This window comes from Streptomyces sp. NBC_00846 (genome assembly GCF_045207325.1).
Taxonomy (GTDB): Bacteria; Actinomycetota; Actinomycetes; order Streptomycetales; family Streptomycetaceae; genus Streptomyces.
Genome location: NZ_CP108846.1, coordinates 3,511,586 through 3,532,041 on the forward strand (window position 1 = coordinate 3,511,586; position 20,456 = coordinate 3,532,041).

Sequence of the window (20,456 nt, forward strand, 5' to 3'; positions counted from 1 at the left end):
CAGGAATGAGAACCTGTTCGCATCTGCATTTAGTGAACGCAGTTATGTACGGGGGGACTTCACGCTGTGGCCGTAACTGTGCCCGATTGGGCCGACACCCTGCTTGACGTCATCGGCGTCAATTGGCCGAACGTCGATGAAGACGCGTATCGAGACATGGCCGATGCCCTCCGGGAGTTCGCCGAGGACGTAGAAGACGACGGTCACCTTGCCAACCAGCACGTGCAACGTTTGCTGTCATCCGGCCACGGCGAAGCCCTCGATGCGCTCAGCGGCCACTGGGGCAAGGTCAAGAACAAGCATGTTCAGGACCTGGCCGGCGGCGCTCGCACGATCGCCGGTGCCCTGGACAACGCAGCCACGGCGATCGAGGCCATGAAGTACGCGGCACTTGTCCATCTGGGCGTGCTGGCCGGCAAGGCGGGCATCTCCATGGCCCTGATACCGGTGACCGGCGGGCTGTCCATGCTCATCGGCGGAGGAGCGATCGCGGTCGCCCAGCAGGCCATCCGCCGGGTCATCAAGGAGTGTTTGGAGGAGGTCGTCGGCTACATCGTCTCCGCTCTGACCGAACCGGCCGTCGCCGCGCTGGAGAGCATGGCCGCGGATCTGGCGGTACAGGTCGGCGCCAGCATGCTCGGTCTGCAGGACGGCGTCGACATGAACCAGGTCGGCCAGTCGGGCAAGGAGGGCTTCAACGAAGGAGTGGCGGGGGCCAAGGAGTCCTTCCAGCTCGCTTCGGCCAACGGCCCCGGGTCCGCCCCCGGCAAGGGCGTGCACATTGAGCACTCGGAGCACGACCGAGCCGGCACCAGCCTGAAACTGGTCAGTGTCGACGTCCACGGCAAAACCGCGGGCAGGCTGGCCAAGGCCGGCACGCACCATGGCCGAACCCGGGGCAAGGACGATATCGCCGGCGCCCTGGACCCCGTGATCGACAAGGCGATGAAAGCCCTCGGCAAAGCCAACAAGGCGATGGGCAACCACCTCGGCGAGGAGCTGCCGAAGGCGGTCAAGGAGATATCCGAGGCTCAGAAGAAGATTGATCTGGATATCAAGGACGGGCTCACCAAAGTGCGCAAGGGCGACGGAGAAACCGTCCCTCGCCCTGGAACACGTCGGGACTCCGCTCGCACCAAGGCGGACTCTCTGAAGGGCGCCAAGGACGAGCCGCGCCGTAACAGCATCTCACTGGACAAGAAGATCTGTGAGAACGACCCGGTGGACGTCGCCACCGGTGAGATGACCCTGCCGCAGACCGATGTGGCACTGCCCGGAGTCCTTCCTCTCGTCCTCCGCCGGACACATCTCTCCGGCTACCGCTACGGCCAGTGGTTCGGCCGCAGCTGGGCATCCACGCTGGACGAACGGATCGAGCTCGACCCACTCGGCGTCGGCGCGGTGTGGTCACGGGAGGACGGTTCGCTCCTCATCTATCCGCGACTGCCGCTGCCCGGGGACGACGATGGCGTCCTGCCCCTTGAGGGTGCCCGTCTTCCTCTGGTGTACGGCGGACAGGACAACGGGGAGACCACCTATCGCGTCACCGACCCGTACACGGGCCTGACACGCTCATTCCGTGGCGGTCCGTACAACACGTCGCCGGCCTACTGGCTCAGAGAGATCGAGGACCGCAACCTCAACCGGATCTCCTTCGCACGCGTCAGCGACGGCAGTCCGACAACGGTCGCTCACTCCGGCGGCTACCGGATCAATCTGGCCGTCGAAGACGCCCGGGTGCGAGAGATATCCCTGCGTACGCCGGACGGTCCGGTCACCGTCATGCGCTACGACTACGACCCTCTGGGCAACCTCGACGGCGTCGTCAACTCCTCGGGACTGCCGCTGCGTTTCACGTACGACGCGGACGCCCGGATCACGTCCTGGACCGACCGCAACGACTCCACGTTCCGCTATGTGTACGACGACGCCGGCCGGGTGGTCCGCACGATCGGTCCGGACGGCTACCTGTCCTCCACGTTCGCGTACGACACCCACCCGGAGACGGGCGACCGCGTCACCCGGTACACGAACTCCCTCGGCGCGACCAAGGTTCACCACTTCAACGACCGGCTCCAGGCGGTCGCGGAGACCGATCCGCTGGGCGGCGTCACCCGCCGCACCTTCGACCGCTACGACCGGCCCCTCTCCCGGACCGACCCGCTCGGCCGGACCACCACCTACACCTACGACGATCACGGAAACCTCACCCGGGTCGAGCACCCCGACGGCAGCTCCGCCGAGATCGAGTACAACGAGCTGAACCAGCTCGCCGCCGTCACGGGCCCGGACGGCACCACGTCGCGGCAGGAGTACGACGACCGAGGCAATCCGACGCTCTTCACCCGGCCGGACGGGTCCACAACCCGACTCACCCACGGCCCGAAGGGCCAGCTCACCGGTGTCGATGACTCACTGGGCGCGCTGGACCGGGTGCGCTGCGACGCAGCCGGCCTCCCCCTGGCCATCCGCGGCCCGCTCGGCACAGTCACCCGGTACACCCGCGACGCCTTCGGGCGCGCGGTGAGGATCACCGATCCGCAGGGCCACGTCACCGAGCTGGAATGGACCGTCGAGGGCAGGCTTGCCCGGCGTACGGGGCCGGACGGAGCGCAGCAGTCCTGGGCCTACGACGGCGAGGGCAACTGTCTCGTCCACACCGACGCGGCGGGCGGCGAGACCCGCTTCGAGTACACGCACTTTGATCTGGTCTCCGCACGCACCACACCCGACGGCGTGCGCCAGGAGTTCACGCACGACTCCGAACTACGCATTTCCCGTGTCACCAATCCCCAGGGCCTGACCTGGGACTACACCTACGATTCGGCGGGACGCCTCAGCTCGGAGACCGACTTCGACGGCCGCTCTCTCAGCTATGCGCACGACGCCTGCGGGCATCTCACCTCCCGCACGAACGCTCTGGGCCAGACGATCCGCTACACGCGCGACACGGCGGGCCGAGTCACCGCCAAGGACGCCGACGGCACGGTCACGCGCTTCACCTACGACGTCCACGGCCGTCTCGCCTCGGCGACGAACCCGGACACCGAGCTGTCGTACGTACGCGACAGCTCGGGCAGGGTCCTCCGCGAGATCTGCGACGGCCGCGAACTGAGTAACACCTATGACGAGGCCGGCCGCCGCACTCGCCGGGTCACCCCTTCCGGGGCTGTCAGCACCTGGTCCTTCCCCGTCGGACTGCGGGCCGAGCTGAACGCTTCGGGGCAGCAAGTGGTCTTCGCGTTCGACGAGACGGGTCGCGAGACGACCCGCCGGATCGGTGACGCGCTGACCGTAGAGCACGCCTACGACCCTGCGGGCCGCCTGACCGACCAGCGTGTCCGCGCGCCCGGCGACCGGATACTCCAGCACCGCTCGTACACGTACCGCGCCGACGGCCATCTCACCTCGGTCGATGAACTGACCAGCGGGCACAAGCGGCTGGAGCTGACCCGAGACGGCCGGGTCACGGGTGTCGCCGCGGAGAGTTGGTCGGAGCGGTACGCGTACGACGAGGCCGGGAACCAGACCATGGCAACCTGGCCGGGCGCGGACGACGTCACCGGCTCACGTGAATACGCCGGGACCCGCATCAGCCGGGCGGGCAGCATCCGTTACGAACACGACGCCCAGGGCCGCGTGGTCCTACGCCAGAAGGCCCGCCTCTCCCGCAAGCCCGACACCTGGCGCTACGGCTGGGACGCCGAGGACCGCCTGGTCTCGGTCACCACACCGGACGGCACGCGCTGGCGTTACCTCTACGACGCCCTGGGGCGCCGCACCGCCAAACAGCGCCTGTCTGCGGACGGCACGACGGTCGCCGAGGAGGTGACCTTCACCTGGGACAACGGCACCCTCTGCGAACAGACCACCTCCATAGCGGGCTCCCCGGACTCCGTCGCCCTCACCTGGGACCACGACGGCGTGAAGCCGGTCACCCAGGTGGAACGACGGCTCGTGGACCAGTCGGAGGTCGACCGCCGGTTCTTCGCGATCACCACCGACCTCATCGGTACGCCCCGTGAACTCGTCGACGAGCAGGGCCAGGTGGCGTGGCACACCCGCGCCACCCTGTGGGGCACCACCTCGTGGAACCGCGACGCCGGCGCCTACACCCCACTGCGTTTCCCTGGCCAGTACTTCGACCCGGAATCGGGTCTCCACTACAACCGCCACCGCCACTACGACCCGGAATCAGGCCGCTACCTCTCAACAGACCCTCTCGGCCTGATCCCGGCCCCGAACGCGGTCACGTACGTCGACAACCCGACGCGGTGGATCGATCCGCTGGGGCTGGCAGGCTGTCCCCACCGGGCTGGGGAGCACCGGCACAGTGTGGTGTTGGGGGTGGACATAGCACCGGACCGGGCATCGGAATCGCTGGCACGGTACCTTCGCAACGACCCCTCGGACTCCGAGTACGACCGGACCCGCGGCAGTGACCTGGGAGCACACACCTACAACGGACCGGACTACGCCGGTCGGGAACCCGGTGGCCCGGTATGGATGACGAACGTGATGGGGGCCGTGGGGGATCGCGGTACCACTCTGTCGATCACGCTCGACGGAATGCCCAACAGTGACGGCAAGATAGGGAACTGGAGCTCGCCTGAGGACATTGTGGATGCGTTCCAGACAGCGGCGCAGCATGGAGCTCAGTTCAACAGCAGGCATGAGGACAACTACCCGGGCCGAGGCGACGGCACCGCCTGGGAAATGAGCGAAGTCGCCTACGCAGTACGCAACTACGACGGGGCCACCGCTTGGGGAGACCCCGATGACGAACGTCCTGGTCGATCGTGGGAAGAGATCCACTGGTACACCCGCAATGAAGAGGGAGGCTACACGGAAGTCAGCGTGCCCAAACCAGACATTCCAGAGATAAAACCGGACCTGTCGAATCTACCGGAACACTTGAGGTAACGAAATTTCATGGCGAGCAATGAAGAAGCCCGGAGCGCGGCTGAGATCGTGGCTGCGGAGTGGTCCGCTGTGCTGTCTTACGGACCCGATCGCATCGATCTGGCCGTACCCCGAACTGCTTACGCCCACCCGCCCTTGCGACAGCTCTACCCCATGGTCGGCCACGGCGTTCTGTACCTGAGCCGGTGCACCCAGTGGCCGTGGACACGTGACGTCGGTACGGCCTATCCGCTGGTCAAGGGTGGTTACCGAGTGCGTCGAGAGTCCGACAAAACTCTCCTCGGCGAGGTCGACACCGTTGAAGAGGCATACGAGTTGATCGCCGCCAATCTTCCTGACGGCTGCGGGCCGGCAATCGACGGAACCCCGGACGATCTGTGATCGTGGCCCACTTTCGCAAACCTCGAATATGCGCGCATTCGCGACGTGACTCCAAAGCGTAAAGCCTTGGACCACCGGATGGCGAACATCGGTAAGGACACGCGAGCACATCGATGCCTGAGGGCCAGATGATTACCAAGCTCAGAGCACGAGTTGCATTCTCGTAACCCGCTCCGCGACGAAGGCTCAGGTCATTGACCCGGGCCTTGCCTGGTGTCCTGCCCGGCATTCGACGGGATGGCGTGATCGCGCCATGACGAGTGAACGGCTTCCCGCAGGCTGGACCCTTGCAACGATGCGCGATGTCTCTGGAGACCGAGAGGCAGTGTTGCTCGACGCAGATCGTGCGGCAGCATGGCGGGGCGATCCACCGGACGGCGAGAAGTTGCGACCGGAGATCGTGATCGGGTTCCACGGGCTCTGCTTGCTGAAGCCGATCGACAGCGAGGACTGGTGTATGGGCAGCCTCAACGATGACGGGACCGTCGACTGCTGGTCTGCCTACGCGAACTTCCACGAGGCGTTGAGGGGCCTGTAGCCCGGGACGCCGCACCAGACCATCTGGTTCCCACGTCCGCACACGTGTCGAAGAACCGTGGCGACCGGCTTCCACCTCGAAACCGCCGCCGTGCCCCATCCGTGCCCTTCGGAGCGGACAACAGCGGTCACGTACGGGTCCCAGGGACCACAGCCAACCACCCCGTCCCAGGAAAACACGCAGGCCAAAGCAACTTCGGCCTGCCAAGAACCGCTGATTCCCAAGCTCAGAGCGCGAGTTCGATTCTCGTCACCCGCTCTTCCACGAGGCCCCAGGTCAGCGATCTGGGGCCTCGTCGTTGCCCAGACTTCTCTAGGCGTCGCGGACCAGCGCACCACCTGGCCCCTTGTTCTCGTAGGCTCGGGCGAGTATCCCCACGGTGGCGGCCATGGCCTGGCGGAGTTCGGCCGGTGCAACGACCTCGACGTCCCCACCGAGCCTCAGCAGCTCGCCGCAGGCGTGCTCGGTGCCCTCGACCGGGATGACCGCCTCGACCCATCCGTCGTCGCCGATGGCCGTCGCGGTGGAGTCGACTGCCCGCACCACCTCCGGGGGGACGTTGTCGGGCAGGCGCCGGCGTCCCCGTGGAGACAGGCGAACGGTGGCTGTGCCGGTGTAGCGGCGCGCCTGGAAGTCATCGAGGTAGGAGACCCAGTACGCGCCCAGGTCGAAGTCCTGCGGCCGGTCGAACCGCTCGCCGCCCAGCACCGCGTCGAGGACTTGGGCGACGCGGTAGATCGCGGTCCCCTTGTCGGCGGCGGCCACGAGGTACCAGGTACCGGACTTGAGTACCAGGCCGTAGGGGTGGAGGTGGCGATTCACCTCCTGCGGGGCGCGCCAGCGGCGGTAGCGCACATCCACCGCTCGCCGGGTGAGAACCGCGTCGACGAACAAGGGGAGATGCGGTATCTGTTCGGGTTCCCGGTACCAGCCGGGGGCGTCCAGGTGGAACACGGCCGCGGCCCGTGCCGCCTCCTCGCGCAGTCCTGCCGGCAGCGCAGCGAGAAGCTTCAGCCGGGCCGCCGACATCTCGGCCGCGAATCCCAAGTCGGCGGCGGGCCCGGGCAGTCAGGCAAAGAACAGTGTCCGCGCCTCGCCCTCGCTCATCCCGGTGAGACGGGTGCGGTAGCCGTCGAGCAGCTGGTAGCCGCCCCCGCGGTGCGTGAGGCCATGACGTCGGACGGAAGCAATCTCAGCGACTGGGGCAAATACACAACCAGGACGCACCAGTCACCGTACGGGGACTTCCAGGTGCACTATTATTATAATCCCGAAACGGGGCGGGTTTTGAATTACGACTACAAGATAATCATGAACAGAAGGTAATTCACATGCGCGTCCGCGTGAACACCAGCAGCATCACGGACCCCAAAATTACGCAAGGGATCACCGCCCTCACCAATGGTCATGAGTACGCGGTGCTCGAAATTTCCGCTCCTTTCAAAATGGCCACCTCTTTCCGTGTCGAATTCATTGAGGGCGGGTTGAGGCAGTCCGCACTTTTCGACACACGAGTTTTCACCGTCATTTCCCACTCCCTACCACCGACCTGGCGATACTTTCAGCTCGAATCCGGCTCCTTCTCCCTGTGTCCAGAATCTTGGAACAAGTCCGTTTTTGGGAGGCCTACTACGACGGGGACCCGCAAGCAATCGCGGTGTACGAGCACGAGCGGGCGGCGATCCTGTCTCATTCATAGAAGTGCGATCGCGGGGCGGACGAGACCGGGACCCCGGGCATGTCGGCCGGTGATGACGGCAGGCCCGCACGCTCACCGGACGCACCGGGTAACCCGAACAGAGCGAATCTGCAAAGATTCGAAGAGAGCGTGCACGCGCCCATCAGTGCCGACGAGTCCAAGATTTACCGGTTCGACTACAGAGGGCAAGAGTAATCATTCGGATTCATCGACCCGATAAGCTAGGAAATGACCATACTGCATGCAGATGACGAAAGATTCCGGCCAGGCCGCCAACTCGGCGACAAGAAATTCCAAGGCATCATCGACAAGGGATTTCTGTGGTGACTGACAAGGGTGCCCCGCGCGGAGACCATGCTGTAGGCCCAGAGATCCTCTCCGGCGTCGGGGATTACAACGGGGCTTGGTTGTCCGACGGCCCCAAGCTCGTCGTTCCGGTGCCTGCCGGCTCTCACGTGGACGACGCTCTTGTCCGGCGCATCACCAAAGGCTGCCGAGCGGGGGGGAGCAGACGGTGTACTGGCGATGATGGTCGAACCAGACGCTTCGAGCCGTGCCTGGCGTCCGATTGCGCCGGGCATCGCGGCATCGGATCTGGTCGGGGTCGATCCTCCCGTACTCCTTACTTCCTCGCACCGGCAGGGTGCGATCTTGTTCTCCCGCCCCGGCTACGCGTTGGTGGCGGGCACCTCGCAGTTCCTCAGGGGAGCCGTCCCGGAGGGGGTGGACGGAGGGCGAGCCCGCTTCGCGCGGTACGCCCGTGCCGTAGCCAAGCGATGGCCGGAACTCCAGGGAATTTCGCGGTCTTTGCCTCCCCGCCACATCTCCTGGGCCCGGGCGCGGGACATTCCCGCCGGAACGAGTGCTGCTCGCCAGGTGCATCTGATGCGGGCCTTCACCACGGGGTCCATCGACGGAGCAGAGTTCGCTCGCGGCTGGCTGGAAGCCCGCCGCGCATCCCAGGACAACGGCGAGAGGCTCCGCGACCCACTCCTCACGGCCTTCCGTCAGGTCTTCTCACTGTTGGAGGACTATTCCATCGACCCGGATCTCAACGAGCCTGATGACCTGTCGGATCAAGAGCTGAAGGATGCGGTACGGGAGACCATGGAGCGCACCGAGGGATTTTGATCCGGTCCGGCACCTGGGGGTTCCGAGGTGCTGGCCGACTTGGCGAACGGAAGCATCAGCGCAGGGTTTGCGACCGCCGTCCTCTCAGGGGACGACCGCAACCGTTGGTTTGACCCTCACGCTCCTGACCGTCGCAGGCTTGGTGGCCCGTCTGGCCCCTGCGCGCGACGGGCCTGTTCCTCTGCGACACCGGGTGACGGCCCACCGTTGCCAAGCCGACGACATCACCGTGGGAGTCATCTCCGCCATCGCCCCACTCGCCCTGGCCGGAGCCGTCCACTTCTATCTCCTCGTCGCCCGACGCCCCACTACCCATGACCGCCACAACACCGACGACCGCCACGAACCCGCCGCGGAACACACGATCGGCGAGCTCGCGCCGCCACCCGCCACGGGCACCGACGACGACGTGACGGACGCAGCGGTCGCGGAGTTCTCCGCGGAGGACTGCTCCCGCTGGTCCTGAGCTCGCACCGGCGTCCTCCCACTGAGATGGCCATCGGTGCGCACCGTAGTGGACATCCGCAGCGCCCCCGCCGCTCGTGCCCCATCCGTGCCCAGCCGAACGGTCAACAGCGGTGAACAAGGGCACCGCGAGACCACGCCGGGTGCGCCCCCAGAGCGGCGTACCACCAGGTCAGCGCGCATCTGTCCCCCGTAAGCACCGTTGATTTCCAAGCTCAGAGCGCGAGTTCGATTCTCGTCACCCGCTCCATGACGAAGGCCCAGGTCAGTGACCTGGGCCTTGTTTGTTGTCTAGACCTCTTCGACCTCTCCGTGCCCTCCGCGTGCCCCAACTCGCCGGAATTCCCTGCTCGGAGGGGGCGCGACGCACCATTGCACCACCTGCCCGCCGGACCTTCTCAAATCACGAGACCCATTTCACGTGACCTGCGACACACGCCAGTCACGTCGCGCGAATTCGCTCCTCCAAAACCGCCGTCGAATGGGCCCCGCTGGGCGCGGCCCACAATCGACCGCTCGGCGAGTGAGTCCGCGAGAAGCGGCGCATCCTGTGGTGGTGGCGCTCGTTGCTCCGGGACATGAAGAAGATCATCATGCTCGCTGCCCTGCCGCTCGCGATCGTCGGCATGGCGGCCCCGGCGCACGCCGACAACGACAGCAACTTCGGCAGCGGCGTCAACGCCGCCAACAACTGGAACTTCACCGAGTCCGTGGCGTGCCTGCAGGAAGTCGCCGCCGTGCCTGTTATCGGTGATTGGGTCGGTGACCACACCAACAAACTGCGGGTGCCCCGCGCAGTCAGCGACGGCGGGGGGCCTGCACGAGACACCTGCCACGTCTGGGCGGAGACTTGCCGGAGGCGGTATCTGGGGACACCGACCCCTGCCCATGCCAGATGCATGCTCATGACTCCCCTGGTCGGAGGTCATCATGCTCATCGGCCACACCGCGGACACCGGCGCCCTTCGGGCCGGGGCGCCACCGTCGGCACCGCAGCTATTCGGCGCCGACACCGCGAACCCCTGTACCGGCCGACCGCAGCCAGGTCGCGGGAGGAGGCCCCGTTTGAGCAGGGGACTGTGCATGCCAACTGTTCTGACCGGGTGGGACATGCCGCCTCTGGCGTAATCGGCTCGTTGGGCCGGTTGGCGGTGTCAGGCTGTACGGGTTGATCACTGTCGTGCGAGGAGCCCTGTGCGTATGGGGCATGTGAACGTTCTTTCGAGCGGATCGCCGTTGACTGCCCGCTGAATCCGAGTATGTCGGGGTGTGCGTCGGGTCGGGGGCACCGTGAGCCGGAATATGTGGCTGGGGTGCTGAAGGCGTCGGCGCCTAGAGGGAGGGAGAAGCTGCTCCCCATCCGGGGTGGCACCGGCTTCGTACCGGCTCCACACAACCGACCGCCCACTGAATTCCCATGCCGCGACACGAAGGGACGCAAGCACCGATGTCCGAAGGCGGGCGAAAGCCGAGCAAGTTCGGGGTGGACCGGTCGGAGGGGTTTGGTGAGCGGTTGCTGGGTGTGCTGCTTGACCGGACTCACGAGATGCCGCCGCAGTTGATCGCCCCGCTCGTTGCGGAAGAGGTGGCCAGGGTCGGTGGCCGGGACCTCTCGATCCTCTTGCAGGACTACGAACAAATGCTGCTGGTGCCGCTGCCGGGTCGGCGGCTGACGGTCGGTGACCCCGAACCGGTCGAGGGCTCACCCGCCGGCAAGGCGTTCCTGAGCCGCAAAACGGTAGAGGTACCGCAGGACGGCACCGTGCGGATGTATCTGCCACTGCTGGACGGCAGTGACCAGGTCGGGGCGATGGCCGTCACCCTGGACAGCGTCGATGACGACGACCGACGGTTGCTGCGCAGACTCGCCGGTTTGGTCGCCGACATGATCGTCACCAAGGACGCCTACACCGACCTGTTCTTCCAGGCCCGACGCAGCGCCCCGATGAGCGTGGCCGCGGAGATCCAGTGGTCGTTGCTGCCCCCGCTGTCGATGACTGTTCCGCAGGTTGAGGTGGCCGGAATCCTGGAGCCCGCGTACGACGTGGCCGGCGACAGTTTCGACTACGCCCTCAACGGCGACATCCTTCATGTGGCCATGATCGACGCGATGGGCCACGGCCTGGACGCGGCGACCATGGCGACGGTAGCCATCGGCGCCTATCGCCACACGCGAAGGGCCAACACCGATCTGTCTCACGTGTACGCGTTCATGGACAAGGCCATCAATGAGCAGTTCGGCCCCGACCACTTTGTCACCGCACAGATGATGTGTCTGAACATCGCCACGGGCCGGCTGCAATGGGTCAACGCCGGCCACCCGGCACCGCTGCTGATCCGTGACCGCGCCGTGGTGGACAGGCTGGAGAGCCCAACCACCTTGCCGGTCGGCTTCGGCGGTGACCAGCCGGAAGTCAGCGAGCGGATGCTGCAACCCGGGGACCGGTTGCTGTGCTTCACCGACGGCCTGATCGAGGAGCACCAAGCCGGCGGGGAACAGTTCGGTGAGGCGCAACTCATCGAGTGGACTAACCGGATCCTCCGTGACCACACCGCGGTGCGGCCGGTGGTGCGCGCGCTCTCCCACGCTCTGAAACAGGAACGAGGCGACATCACCAGCGACGACGCGACCATCTTCCTCATCGAGTGGCGCGGCGGCAACGCCGATCATCTCGCCACCCTCGATTGAGCCGACAGCCATCGCCGCTACGGAGCCGACGGAGCCGAAGCCCCCGCGGCCCATCCGCCGTTCGCCAAGGCGCCCTCGGCCCGGAGGGCGAAGGCAGCCGTCAGGTCGCCGGACAGCACGGCCTGGGCACCTCTCCGGCCCGCAAGTGGGCCTGGCCCGCCACCCTCGACGCCTTCATCGTCGCCGGAGAACTGCTCATGCTCCGCGCGGGTCTGCGCCGCAGGCCGGACGGCTGGGCCATCGCTCTGACCGCCACCGGGTCGCTCGGCTCCATCGCCCTCAACGTCGCCGGGGTCACCGGCACGCGGAGCCCGGCCACGGCCCCACTGGCTCCTCTGCGACACGCATCCGCTGATCGGGGAGGTCTCCCTGCTCCCGTGTGGCCCCGGCTTATGGCACGCCGGGGACTCGTCGGCTTAGGTTCGAGGTGCGGCGGCTGATGGCGCCACGGCAGCCCAGCTCGGACGGAAGTGATCGCATGGAAAGCGGTCCTGACAACATCCCCATCTTCTGAAGTGCTGAGGGCCGGACGGCAGCGATCGTTCGCTGCCATCTTGGACACGTGGCCGCACGAGAGACCTTCGAGGATGTCGGCGGCTGCCCCTACTGCATGTACACACCGGGTGAGGGCGTGGCTGCACTACCGGCGAAGCATGCCGTGGAGCGCGGAAGGAGAAGCTTGCCGGGGACTGCGGACCGAGAGAATCCGGCGGGAGTGGGCAATCTGCACCGCCATGAGTCCTCACGCCTCGTGGGTCACCGCCGAGCAGCGCGGCGCCCACAGGGCTTGGCACCCACCCCGGGCTGGGACCTGATCATCCCCACCGGCCGCCGCAAGGGCCAGAGCCCCAGCCTCTACCGGGCGCTGTCCGAGCACGAGAAGACCCAGGCGTGCTCGGAGGCCGTCGGGGGGCGCACGCCGACTTCGCCGCCCTCGTTGATCCAGACCTGGCCGGGTATCTCGGGTGGCTTCGGTCGGCGGGCGAAGCGTTCGGGGTGGCGTTCGTATGCCTCGGCGAGTGCGACGGCCCGCTGGTCGCGGACCTCCTCTGCAGTGCCGAAGTGGACGGAGGCGGGGGTGTGCAGGCCGATCCCGGAGTGTCTGTGGTCGTGGTTGTAGTAGGTGGTGAAGGCGTCCATCCACTCCCGGGCATGGGTCAGCGAATCGAACCGTTCCGGGTAGTCGGCGGCGTACTTCGTGGTCCTGAACTGGCTTTCCGAGTAGGGATTGTCGTTGCTGACCCTGGGGCGCGAGTGACTCCTGGTGATGCCGAGGTCGATCAGCAGTTGGGAGACCTTCTTGCTGGTCATCGAGGTGCCGCGGTCCGCGTGCACCGTCTCGGGCACGATGCCGTTGCGCTCGATCGTCTCGCGGATCAACTCCTCCGCCCGCTCAGCCGTTTCGGCCCGCTCGACGGTGTGGCCGACGATGTAGCGGCTGAAGATGTCGATGACGACGTAGGCGTGGTACCAGATGCCCTTGTCCGGGCCGGGCAGCTTGGTGATGTCCCAGGTGAAGACCTGCGACGGGCCGGTCGCCACCAGCTCGGGAATCGTCCTGGCCGGGTGGGTGGCCTGGCGGCGGCGTTCGCCGTTCTGCCCGGCGGCGGACAGGATCCGGTACATCGTGCGCTCCGAGCACCAGTAGTTTCCCGCGTCCAGCTCACGCGCCCAGACCTGCGCGGGCGGCAGGTCGGCGTACTCCGGCCGGTTCAACAGTGCCAGGATCCCCGCCCGTTCGGCCGGTGAGAGGGCCGAGGCGGGCGCGGGTCTCGGGGACGGTGCGGGCTTCGGCCTGGGGTTGATGCGGCGGTAGTGGGTGGCGCATGAGCGCCCGGTCAGCCGGCAGGCCGCGGCGGTCCCCAACTGTCCCTGGACACCCGCGAACGCCTCATCGATCACGGGCGCGGTGGCATGCTTCAGTCCGCGCTCTCGGAGAGCAGTTCCAAGACCGCGTCGGCTTTTCCCATGACTTCCAGGGCCGCGTCCCGGCGGGCCAGATCCTTCTCCAGCCGTGCGACCTTCTTGCGCAGCCGCTCCAGCTCGGCCTGCTCAGCCGCCTTCTTCGGTCGCACCGCCGAGGTCCGCCGGTCGACCAGGGCATCCAGCGCGCCGGCCTCCCGGGCCTGGCGCCACTCGATGACGTGCGAGTGATACAGCCGTTCACGCCGCAGGATCGCACCCTTCTCCCCGGCCGGGGCGGCGTCGTACTCGGCAACGATCCGCAGCTTGTACTCCGCGGAAAACGTCCGCCGCTTCGGCTTCGGCGCCGGATCGTCACCGGCGGCGGGTATCGGGGTGGTGCTGGCCATGCTGAAGGGATCTCCTGTCTCGCTCATCCAGACTAACCCGACAAACCGGGTGTCTCAGCCGAGACTGTCAGGGAGGGCCTTCAGTGCCGGTATGGCCGGTTGCCGGCCGGTGATGCCGAGGTCAGCAACGTGATCATCACTGAGCTCAGCGACGCGCTCACGACCCTCGGCGCGGTCGTCTGTACCGTCGGCGCGCGGTCCGATGCGGCGGTCGTGGTCAGCGTTGGCAGGGGTGGTGTACCCAAGTGCCCTCACCGACACCCCCGCAGCGCTGGAGGACCTCTTCTCACGCCCCGACCGCCGAGGACGATAGGGCACGGGCCGCCCCCACGAACGCCTGGTCTCGTGTGGGTTCGGTGGACCGTCGGCCGGAGTACGGTGAACCCATCGGGATATTTCGAGCGCTCCCACCGCTTGCCGGTATCCCTCTCGGGGAAAGCGAGAGGAACGCAAGCTTTCACAGCAGCGATGCCTTGCCGGAGCAGGAAGACCGGCGGTGGGTCCGGCCGGTTCATCCCTCTGTCCATCGGCAACTCGCCGCGGACAGCACGATAAGGGCGGTGAGGACGCCAACCGTTCCATGACTGGCGGCGGTAGGTGTGGCCCTTCGCCTCACCCCGTGGGCACCTCACCCGCCTGGCAAAGAGGCTGGCATGAGACCTGTAGAACCGATGCCTTCGGCAGGGATGGCCGAGGTCCGTATCGTCGCCGCATCCCCCGAGGCCGCCCGCCGCGTCACAGAAGTCCTGCGGCACTGCTTCCCTGCCACCGAACAGCGCAGCTACCCCGCCGGCCACGATGGCGGGACCCGGCTCCACATCACTGTGGACACCACGCACACGCCCGAGCCCAATGCGACGGCCCCGCCGTGGCTGGTGACCAGCAAGTCAGCCGCGCGTGACCGCCCGCATCCGGACGAGGTCTGAGGGAGCCGGGCCTCAGATAAGCAGCTGCGACAGAGTCGGCTCCTCGCCGGGCATCCCGGCACCCCTCCGCCGCGATAAGCACGGCGCCTTTTCCCCCAGAGGTGGCAGTCATGGCATCGCTAGCCGACCGGAAGGCGTACCGCGAGAAGATCATGCGGGCTCTGTACGAGGCCACTGAAGGCAACCGCCTGCTGGGGATCACCGGGGCGAAGCTGCTCCAGGAACTCGCGATCCTCCAAGAGGATCTGGCGGCCGCCTGCACCTATCTGGTCGGCGAGGGCCTGATCACGGTCGACTGGGCCGCGGGCAATACGCCGCTCATGATCACGCTGACGCACCAAGGCATTCGACGTATGGAGTCTGAAGAGGAAGAGCACGGTTGACGCGGAGCCCGGGCGACGTCCGAGCTGCCCGGACTACGCGGTGCCAGGTACTCCAGGTGCCGTTGGCCGGGGGCTGGGCGCTGGGCGCTGGACGCAAAGGGATGCGTCTGGGGCCGGGCAGGCGAGGAAGTCGCCGTCCAGGTCTCGCTTGCGGGACTCGGATGAGACGGCATGAGGACCTGTCCAGGTACGGGAGCGCGTGCCCTTACCGGCGGAGTCCCGGAGGAACAACCCATCCGGCCGTCAGTGCTCGGGCTCCACAATGGGTATCGGTGAACCATGGCTGGCACCTTCACCACCCGCACGATCAACATCACAACCGGCTCCACGGAGACCCTGCACGACCTCACGAACGCATGCTCCGCGTTCCTCCGAGAGGTCGCTCACGGGCGAAACGGACTGCTGAACATCTTCACCCTCCACGCGACGTCCGGCCTGGCCATCATCGAGACCGGCGCGGGCAGTGACGATGACCTGTTGGCGGCCCTCCGCGACATTCTTCCCGCGGACGACCGCTGGCAAGACCGCCACGGCAGTCCTGGCCACGGCAGGGCCCACATGCTCCCGGCTCTGGTCCCACCACACGCCACATTGCCCGTAGTCGACGGTGAGCTGGAGCTGGGGACCTCGCAGTCCGTCGTACTGGTGAACACCGACCGGGACAGCCCCGAACGCCAAGTCCGGCTGTCTTTCCTCAGCTGACCCACACGACCCACGCGGCCCTGCGGCTGACAGTCCCCTGCTGGCAGCCGGTGCCGTACGAGACCGTCCAGTTTCCCGCACGGGAGGCTCCGTATCGGTCCGGCGGGTCTTACCGCGAGTAAGATGGAAATACCGAGAGCACTTCGTACACCAGTCTCCGTGCTCGTGTCGCTTTCGGCGATTCACGACACCGGGCGGGTTGCGATCGGCCCGGGGCAGGGTCCGCGCCATGACCACGACCATTCGGTATACGCATGCGGTCGAAGGCCGGACCTCTTCGCTGCCCCTCCGACTCATGCTGGCGCCGGCCGGTACCGCTCCGGCTCTGCTCGACGGTGCGTGGTGGCCCCGCTCCCGTGACCTCACGGCAGAACTTCCCGCACTGACGGCCGTCCTCGATCCGCTGTGGGGGCGGATCACCCATGTCACGGTAAACCCCACGTTCTGGCCGGTCATCCCACGGAAGGTGCCCGTCGACGGGCATGTGGTGGGTGTCGGCTGGTTCAAGGCCGAGCAAGATCCCCACAAGCTGCTGCTGCTCTCCTACAACACCGGCCGTTGGGACCTGCTGGTGATTCCACCGGAGACCGTCCCCGCCACAGCCGCCCGGCTCATGACGGAGGCCGCCTATCCGCTGGGCACCCTCACCGCGAGCGCCCTGATGGAGGAAGCGGAGCAACGCCGGATCGCGGAGGAGATGGAGCTGTCCCTGGTTTCGGTCTGGGATTCCGAAGGCGGCCATGGAGCAAGACTGCCGACATCACGTTCCCCCGCCCAAGCAATCGTTGCTCAGGTACCAGATGCGGTGGAAAGTATCTGAGTATCGTGGATACCTTCGAGAGCGCGGCGTCGATTCCCGTCCCGCGCCGGAAGAAAGCTCCGGGCCAACAGCCACCTTCGGTACTCATGCCCCATCCGTACGCTTCAGAGCGGTCAGCACCGGTCAATAGCGGTACTGAGGCGCCCCCGGATGGCGCCCTCTCAAGGGCATTCCTACAGTTCAGAGCGGTTTATGGGGGCTGAGCGCCAGTGATTCCCAAGCTCAGAGCGCGAGTTCGATTCTCGTCACCCGCTCCATGAGAAAGCCCCAGGCCAACGGCCAGGGGCTTCTTTTCCGTCTGGTCCGCATCAGGGGTTCGGCACCACCTTCGCACCACCAGCCCTCGCGTCACCTCATTCGGTGCCCGAGGTGTCCTGTCAGCAGGTCAGCGAAGACGGGTAGGCCGGCCTTCGCGAGACGGGCGACGGCATCAACGAGGGTGACTGGCGGGTTGCGCTTCTCTCCGACAAGTCTGACTACCGTCTCCGCGACCTCGTGCGGCAACTCCTTGTACAGCCCGCACAGGTACGAATCCGGGTCGATCACTCGCACTCCGCGCTCGGCCAAATCACCGGCAGGGAAGTCGGCAACGTTCCACGTGATCAGGGCGTCGGCACCGGCCACCACCGCTGCCGCCGAGTGATGCCGGTCGTCGGGGTCATCACCCGGCATTTCATCCACGAGGTGCCCGTATACCGCGGTCTCGATCTCGCAGTCGGGGAAGAAACGCCGGACGGCTTAGGCAACTGCGGCAGCCGACTTCGCCGAACGCTTTCCCTCCCGGACTATTCCGACCGGCTCACGGAGGAGACCAGCGTCAACGGCCGCGGAATGACGGACAGCTCGCGGGCAGCAGGTCTGCATAACGTGGATGCGCGCGTACGACACCCAAGCCGAGGCCGGCACGTTCAACTCGCCTGGAGGGGCGCGATGTTCGATGCCGAAGACGTGGGCGTGCTCCTCGGCCTGGACGCCGGCAAGAGTGCTCATCACGGCCATGGGCTCACCCCGGCCGGGAAGAAGGTCTTCGACAAGCAACTGCCCACAGCGAGCCGAAGCTGCGGGCCGTCTTCGACAAACTGACCGCGAAATTCGGCACCGTCCTGGTGACCGTGGACCAGCCCGCCTCCATCGGCGCTCTCCCGCTGGCCGTGGCACGGGACGCGGGCTGCAAGGTCGCCTACCTGCCCGGCCTGGCGATGCGCCGGATCACCTGTATCCGGGCGAGGCCAAGACCGACGCGCGTGACGCGGCGGTGATCGCGGACGCCGCCCGCACCCTGCCCCACGCCCTGCGCTCTCTGGAACTGACCGACGAGATCACCGCCGAACTGACCTTCCTGACAGGCTTCGACCAGGACCTCGCCGCCGAGGCCACCTGTACGTCCAACCGGATACGTGACACAGGCCACCTGAAGTGGATCTCGGACGCCCCGTGGCTTCCCCACTGCCTGCGGCATCGGCCACGCCCACCGCCACGACTCGGCCCCGGCGGAGGTGATCACGACTGGGCGGCCACCCTGGGGGTAAGCAGGTCGAGCGCTTCCTCCCATTGGAAGCGGTCCGCGCCACCGCCGGCCTTGGGGCGGTGGGGTTCGTAAGAACCGATCAGGATGCCCATCGCGCGCAGCTTCCCCAGGCTCTCGGCGTATGCGGGGTGGGCGGCCTGGGCAGAGTTCACGTACGGCAGGGCGGCGGTGGGGGTGCCGAATCCGTACGACTCGCACAGGATGCCCAGGGCCAGGGTGTCCGAGATACCGGCCGCCCACTTGTTGATCGTGTTGAACGAGGCCGGGGCGACGGCGATCGCATCCGGGGCCGGGAGTGGACGAGGGTCGCCAGGAGACCGCCAGGCCGAACGAATCGGGTACCCGGTCCGGGCTTCGACGGCTTCCGCGTCGATGAAGCCCAGACCCTGCGGCGTGGCAACGACGCCCACGTCCCAGCCGGTGCCCTGCGCCGCCGCGATCAGCCGTCCGACGTCACCGGCGATGCCCGATCCACACACGACGACGTACAGAAACGGCTTCTTGGTCCGCTGGTCGGACTGCTCACTCACGCGGGAACTCCCAGTTGACAGCTGAACAGGTGTAGTTCAGGCAGCGTACGACGACGGTCGCGGGCAGCCATGTCCGCGACCAGCTCCCGGATGGCCGGGCGCCGGATGTCCTGCGCCGCGCAGCTCTCGGCGATACGGAGCGCCTGGTATCCGTCGGCGAGCCGGCCCTGCTGGCTATAGGCGCGGGCCGTCTCGACCCACAGGGCCGCGCGCTGCTCGGGGACGGGAATGTGCCGTCGTGTGCGGGCGAGCCCTGCTCACCGCACGGGGAAGCCGAAGGAGTACCCCTGCTGCTTCAGCCAGGGCAGGATCTCGCGCAGAGCGGCCAAGGTCTGGGAGCGATCCCCTCCCGCGTCGTGGAAGAGGACGGTCGGCCCGTTGGAGATCTCTCTCTTGACGGTGGCGACCATGGTGTCCACACCGGGACGCTCGAAGTCTTTGGAGTCGACGTTCCAGCCCAGCGGCCGCATCCCCCGGGACGCGGCGAGCTGTCGGCTGTACGGGGTGAAAGCACCGCCCGGAGCCCGGTAATACTGCGGCCGGACGCCTCCGGACGCCTTGGTGATCATGCGTTCGGCATCCAGGATCTGCTGGGACTGGTACGCCTCGGACTTGGTGTCCATGGTGGTGTCGTGCGAGATCGTGTGGTCGCACAGCCGGTGCCCGTCTGCCACGACCTCCTTGACCAGGTTCGGGTACGCCTGGGCCTGCGTGCCCACCATGCAGAACGTAGCCTTCACACCGCTGTCCTTCAGCAGTTGCAACACCTGCGGCGTCCAGACCGGGTCCGGTCCGTCGTCGATGGTGATGTTGACGCCCCGGGCGCCGCGGTCCGAGGCATGCGCGATGTCCGCCGACACCTTGGTCACCTGGTTCTGGCGCTGGGCGTCCGGCGCTGAGACACGCGCTTGAGGACCCCCTCCGACGGGGCCGGCCTGTGCGGTCCACACCGAGGTGGCAGCGGCGACCGCTGTCACCCCGAGCGCCGTCGCGAGAAGCCGACCGTGCCATCCCCTTCCCTTATGCCTTGCCATGTCCGCCCGCCCCTTTGCTGTCTCCGCCGATGCCGTGCCCACATGAAGGCATACGAACGCCCTTAAAAGATCCCTCTGTTACCGATCGCTGACGAATTCGCAGGGGGCCGACGACAAACGCAGGAGCTCCGCGACAGATGAACACCAGCACCAAGGACATCCAGATCGCGCAGCCGGCACTTCGGCACCGACAGCGCCGTGTCGAGGACCGCATCAGCAATGCGCGCGCCACCGACCCACGCAACCTCCCCTCCCCTCCCCTGCGCGGCACGGCCCAGAACCAGACCTGGCTGGAGATCGCCCAGCTCGCACTCGACCTGCCGGCCTGGATGCCGTCGGGCCGGCGGCCTGCGCACACGCCCCAACAGACGAAGAAGAGCCCGTCAGTAAGCTGA

16 protein-coding genes and 5 pseudogenes are annotated in these 20,456 nt (G+C 66.8%); 13 read left to right on the forward strand and 8 right to left on the reverse strand.

The features are described 5' to 3' along the window. The first annotated feature begins 78 nt into the window (after nt 1–78). The 3 genes from OG936_RS16150 to OG936_RS16160 all read left to right on the forward strand — a co-directional run bounded on the left by OG936_RS16150 (nt 79) and on the right by OG936_RS16160 (nt 5,842). The gene (locus OG936_RS16150; protein WP_406495484.1) at nt 79–4,923 is read left to right on the forward strand and encodes an RHS repeat-associated core domain-containing protein; all 4,845 of its coding nucleotides are present in this window, start codon (nt 79–81) and stop codon (nt 4,921–4,923) included. A 9-nt stretch (nt 4,924–4,932) separates the two neighbouring features. After that, the gene (locus OG936_RS16155) at nt 4,933–5,304 is read left to right on the forward strand and encodes a DUF6193 family natural product biosynthesis protein (RefSeq protein WP_406495486.1); all 372 of its coding nucleotides are present in this window, start codon (nt 4,933–4,935) and stop codon (nt 5,302–5,304) included. Between the two features lie 295 nt (nt 5,305–5,599). Next, nucleotides 5,600–5,842 carry a hypothetical protein gene (locus OG936_RS16160; RefSeq protein ID WP_406495487.1) on the forward strand — a complete coding sequence of 81 codons (243 nt, stop codon included), beginning with the start codon at nt 5,600–5,602 and terminating at the stop codon, nt 5,840–5,842. Nucleotides 5,843–6,154: 312 nt separating this feature from the next. Here OG936_RS16160 and OG936_RS16165 read toward each other — a convergent pair. Beyond that, a pseudogene (locus OG936_RS16165) lies at nt 6,155–7,000 on the reverse strand (helix-turn-helix transcriptional regulator); the annotation flags it as partial. Between the two features lie 1,192 nt (nt 7,001–8,192). Here OG936_RS16165 and OG936_RS16170 point away from each other — a divergent pair. Together OG936_RS16170 and OG936_RS16175 are read left to right on the forward strand one after the other, a co-directional pair. Continuing rightward, complete coding sequence (locus OG936_RS16170) at nt 8,193–8,672, forward strand: colicin immunity domain-containing protein (RefSeq protein ID WP_406495489.1); 480 nt, start codon at nt 8,193–8,195, stop codon at nt 8,670–8,672. Between the two features lie 229 nt (nt 8,673–8,901). Beyond that, nucleotides 8,902–9,138: a hypothetical protein gene (locus tag OG936_RS16175; protein ID WP_406495491.1), complete on the forward strand. Its 237-nt coding sequence runs from the start codon at nt 8,902–8,904 to the stop codon at nt 9,136–9,138. Between the two features lie 441 nt (nt 9,139–9,579). Here OG936_RS16175 and OG936_RS16180 read toward each other — a convergent pair whose 3' ends face one another. Beyond that, nucleotides 9,580–9,840 carry a hypothetical protein gene (locus OG936_RS16180; protein WP_406495493.1) on the reverse strand — a complete coding sequence of 87 codons (261 nt, stop codon included), beginning with the start codon at nt 9,838–9,840 and terminating at the stop codon, nt 9,580–9,582. A gap of 744 nt (nt 9,841–10,584) precedes the next feature. Here OG936_RS16180 and OG936_RS16185 point away from each other — a divergent pair. Together OG936_RS16185 and OG936_RS16190 are read left to right on the forward strand one after the other, a co-directional pair. Continuing rightward, nucleotides 10,585–11,826 carry a PP2C family protein-serine/threonine phosphatase gene (locus OG936_RS16185; protein WP_406495494.1) on the forward strand — a complete coding sequence of 414 codons (1,242 nt, stop codon included), beginning with the start codon at nt 10,585–10,587 and terminating at the stop codon, nt 11,824–11,826. A 101-nt stretch (nt 11,827–11,927) separates the two neighbouring features. Beyond that, a pseudogene (locus OG936_RS16190) lies at nt 11,928–12,155 on the forward strand (DUF2637 domain-containing protein); the annotation flags it as partial. 526 nt (nt 12,156–12,681) lie between these two features. Here the strand turns inward: OG936_RS16190 and OG936_RS16195 are convergent. Both OG936_RS16195 and OG936_RS16200 read right to left on the reverse strand, forming a co-directional pair. After that, a complete protein-coding gene (locus OG936_RS16195) occupies nt 12,682–13,728 on the reverse strand; it encodes an IS3 family transposase (protein WP_406495495.1) in 1,047 nt (348 codons plus the stop codon). A 17-nt stretch (nt 13,729–13,745) separates the two neighbouring features. Further along, nucleotides 13,746–14,138, reverse strand: coding sequence for a hypothetical protein (locus OG936_RS16200; protein ID WP_406495497.1), 393 nt, complete (start codon nt 14,136–14,138; stop codon nt 13,746–13,748). A gap of 653 nt (nt 14,139–14,791) precedes the next feature. Between OG936_RS16200 and OG936_RS16205 the strand changes: the two genes are divergently transcribed. The 4 genes from OG936_RS16205 to OG936_RS16220 all read left to right on the forward strand — a co-directional run bounded on the left by OG936_RS16205 (nt 14,792) and on the right by OG936_RS16220 (nt 16,969). After that, on the forward strand, nt 14,792–15,064 hold the full coding sequence (locus OG936_RS16205) for a hypothetical protein (protein WP_383978323.1): 273 nt from the start codon (nt 14,792–14,794) through the stop codon (nt 15,062–15,064). A gap of 110 nt (nt 15,065–15,174) precedes the next feature. Beyond that, nucleotides 15,175–15,447 carry a hypothetical protein gene (locus OG936_RS16210; RefSeq protein WP_406495499.1) on the forward strand — a complete coding sequence of 91 codons (273 nt, stop codon included), beginning with the start codon at nt 15,175–15,177 and terminating at the stop codon, nt 15,445–15,447. A 279-nt stretch (nt 15,448–15,726) separates the two neighbouring features. Continuing rightward, on the forward strand, nt 15,727–16,149 hold the full coding sequence (locus OG936_RS16215; RefSeq protein ID WP_384952560.1) for a YjbQ family protein: 423 nt from the start codon (nt 15,727–15,729) through the stop codon (nt 16,147–16,149). 229 nt (nt 16,150–16,378) lie between these two features. After that, entirely contained in the window at nt 16,379–16,969 is a 591-nt protein-coding gene (locus OG936_RS16220) for a DUF5994 family protein (RefSeq protein ID WP_406495500.1), read from the forward strand. A gap of 348 nt (nt 16,970–17,317) precedes the next feature. Here the strand turns inward: OG936_RS16220 and OG936_RS16225 are convergent, their stop codons facing one another. Continuing rightward, nucleotides 17,318–17,650: a hypothetical protein gene (locus tag OG936_RS16225; protein WP_406495501.1), complete on the reverse strand. Its 333-nt coding sequence runs from the start codon at nt 17,648–17,650 to the stop codon at nt 17,318–17,320. Between the two features lie 249 nt (nt 17,651–17,899). Here OG936_RS16225 and OG936_RS16230 point away from each other — a divergent pair. Then, a pseudogene (locus OG936_RS16230) lies at nt 17,900–18,368 on the forward strand (IS110 family transposase); the annotation flags it as partial. Between the two features lie 101 nt (nt 18,369–18,469). Here the strand turns inward: OG936_RS16230 and OG936_RS16235 are convergent. From OG936_RS16235 to OG936_RS16245, 3 genes and pseudogenes are all read right to left on the reverse strand, one after another. Continuing rightward, nucleotides 18,470–19,027, reverse strand: coding sequence for a flavoprotein (locus tag OG936_RS16235; protein WP_406495503.1), 558 nt, complete (start codon nt 19,025–19,027; stop codon nt 18,470–18,472). Further along, a pseudogene (locus OG936_RS16240) lies at nt 19,024–19,266 on the reverse strand (transcriptional regulator); the annotation flags it as partial. The pseudogene OG936_RS16240 and the gene OG936_RS16235, both read right to left, overlap by 4 nt. 18 nt (nt 19,267–19,284) lie before the next feature. Continuing rightward, nucleotides 19,285–20,061 (reverse strand): polysaccharide deacetylase family protein, encoded by a 777-nt coding sequence (locus OG936_RS16245; protein ID WP_406495504.1) that lies wholly within the window; start codon nt 20,059–20,061, stop codon nt 19,285–19,287. Between the two features lie 164 nt (nt 20,062–20,225). On the opposite strand from OG936_RS16245, the pseudogene OG936_RS16250 reads away from it, so the two are divergent. After that, nucleotides 20,226–20,396 (forward strand): annotated as a pseudogene (locus OG936_RS16250) (IS1380 family transposase); the annotation flags it as partial. Nucleotides 20,397–20,456 lie beyond the last annotated feature (60 nt).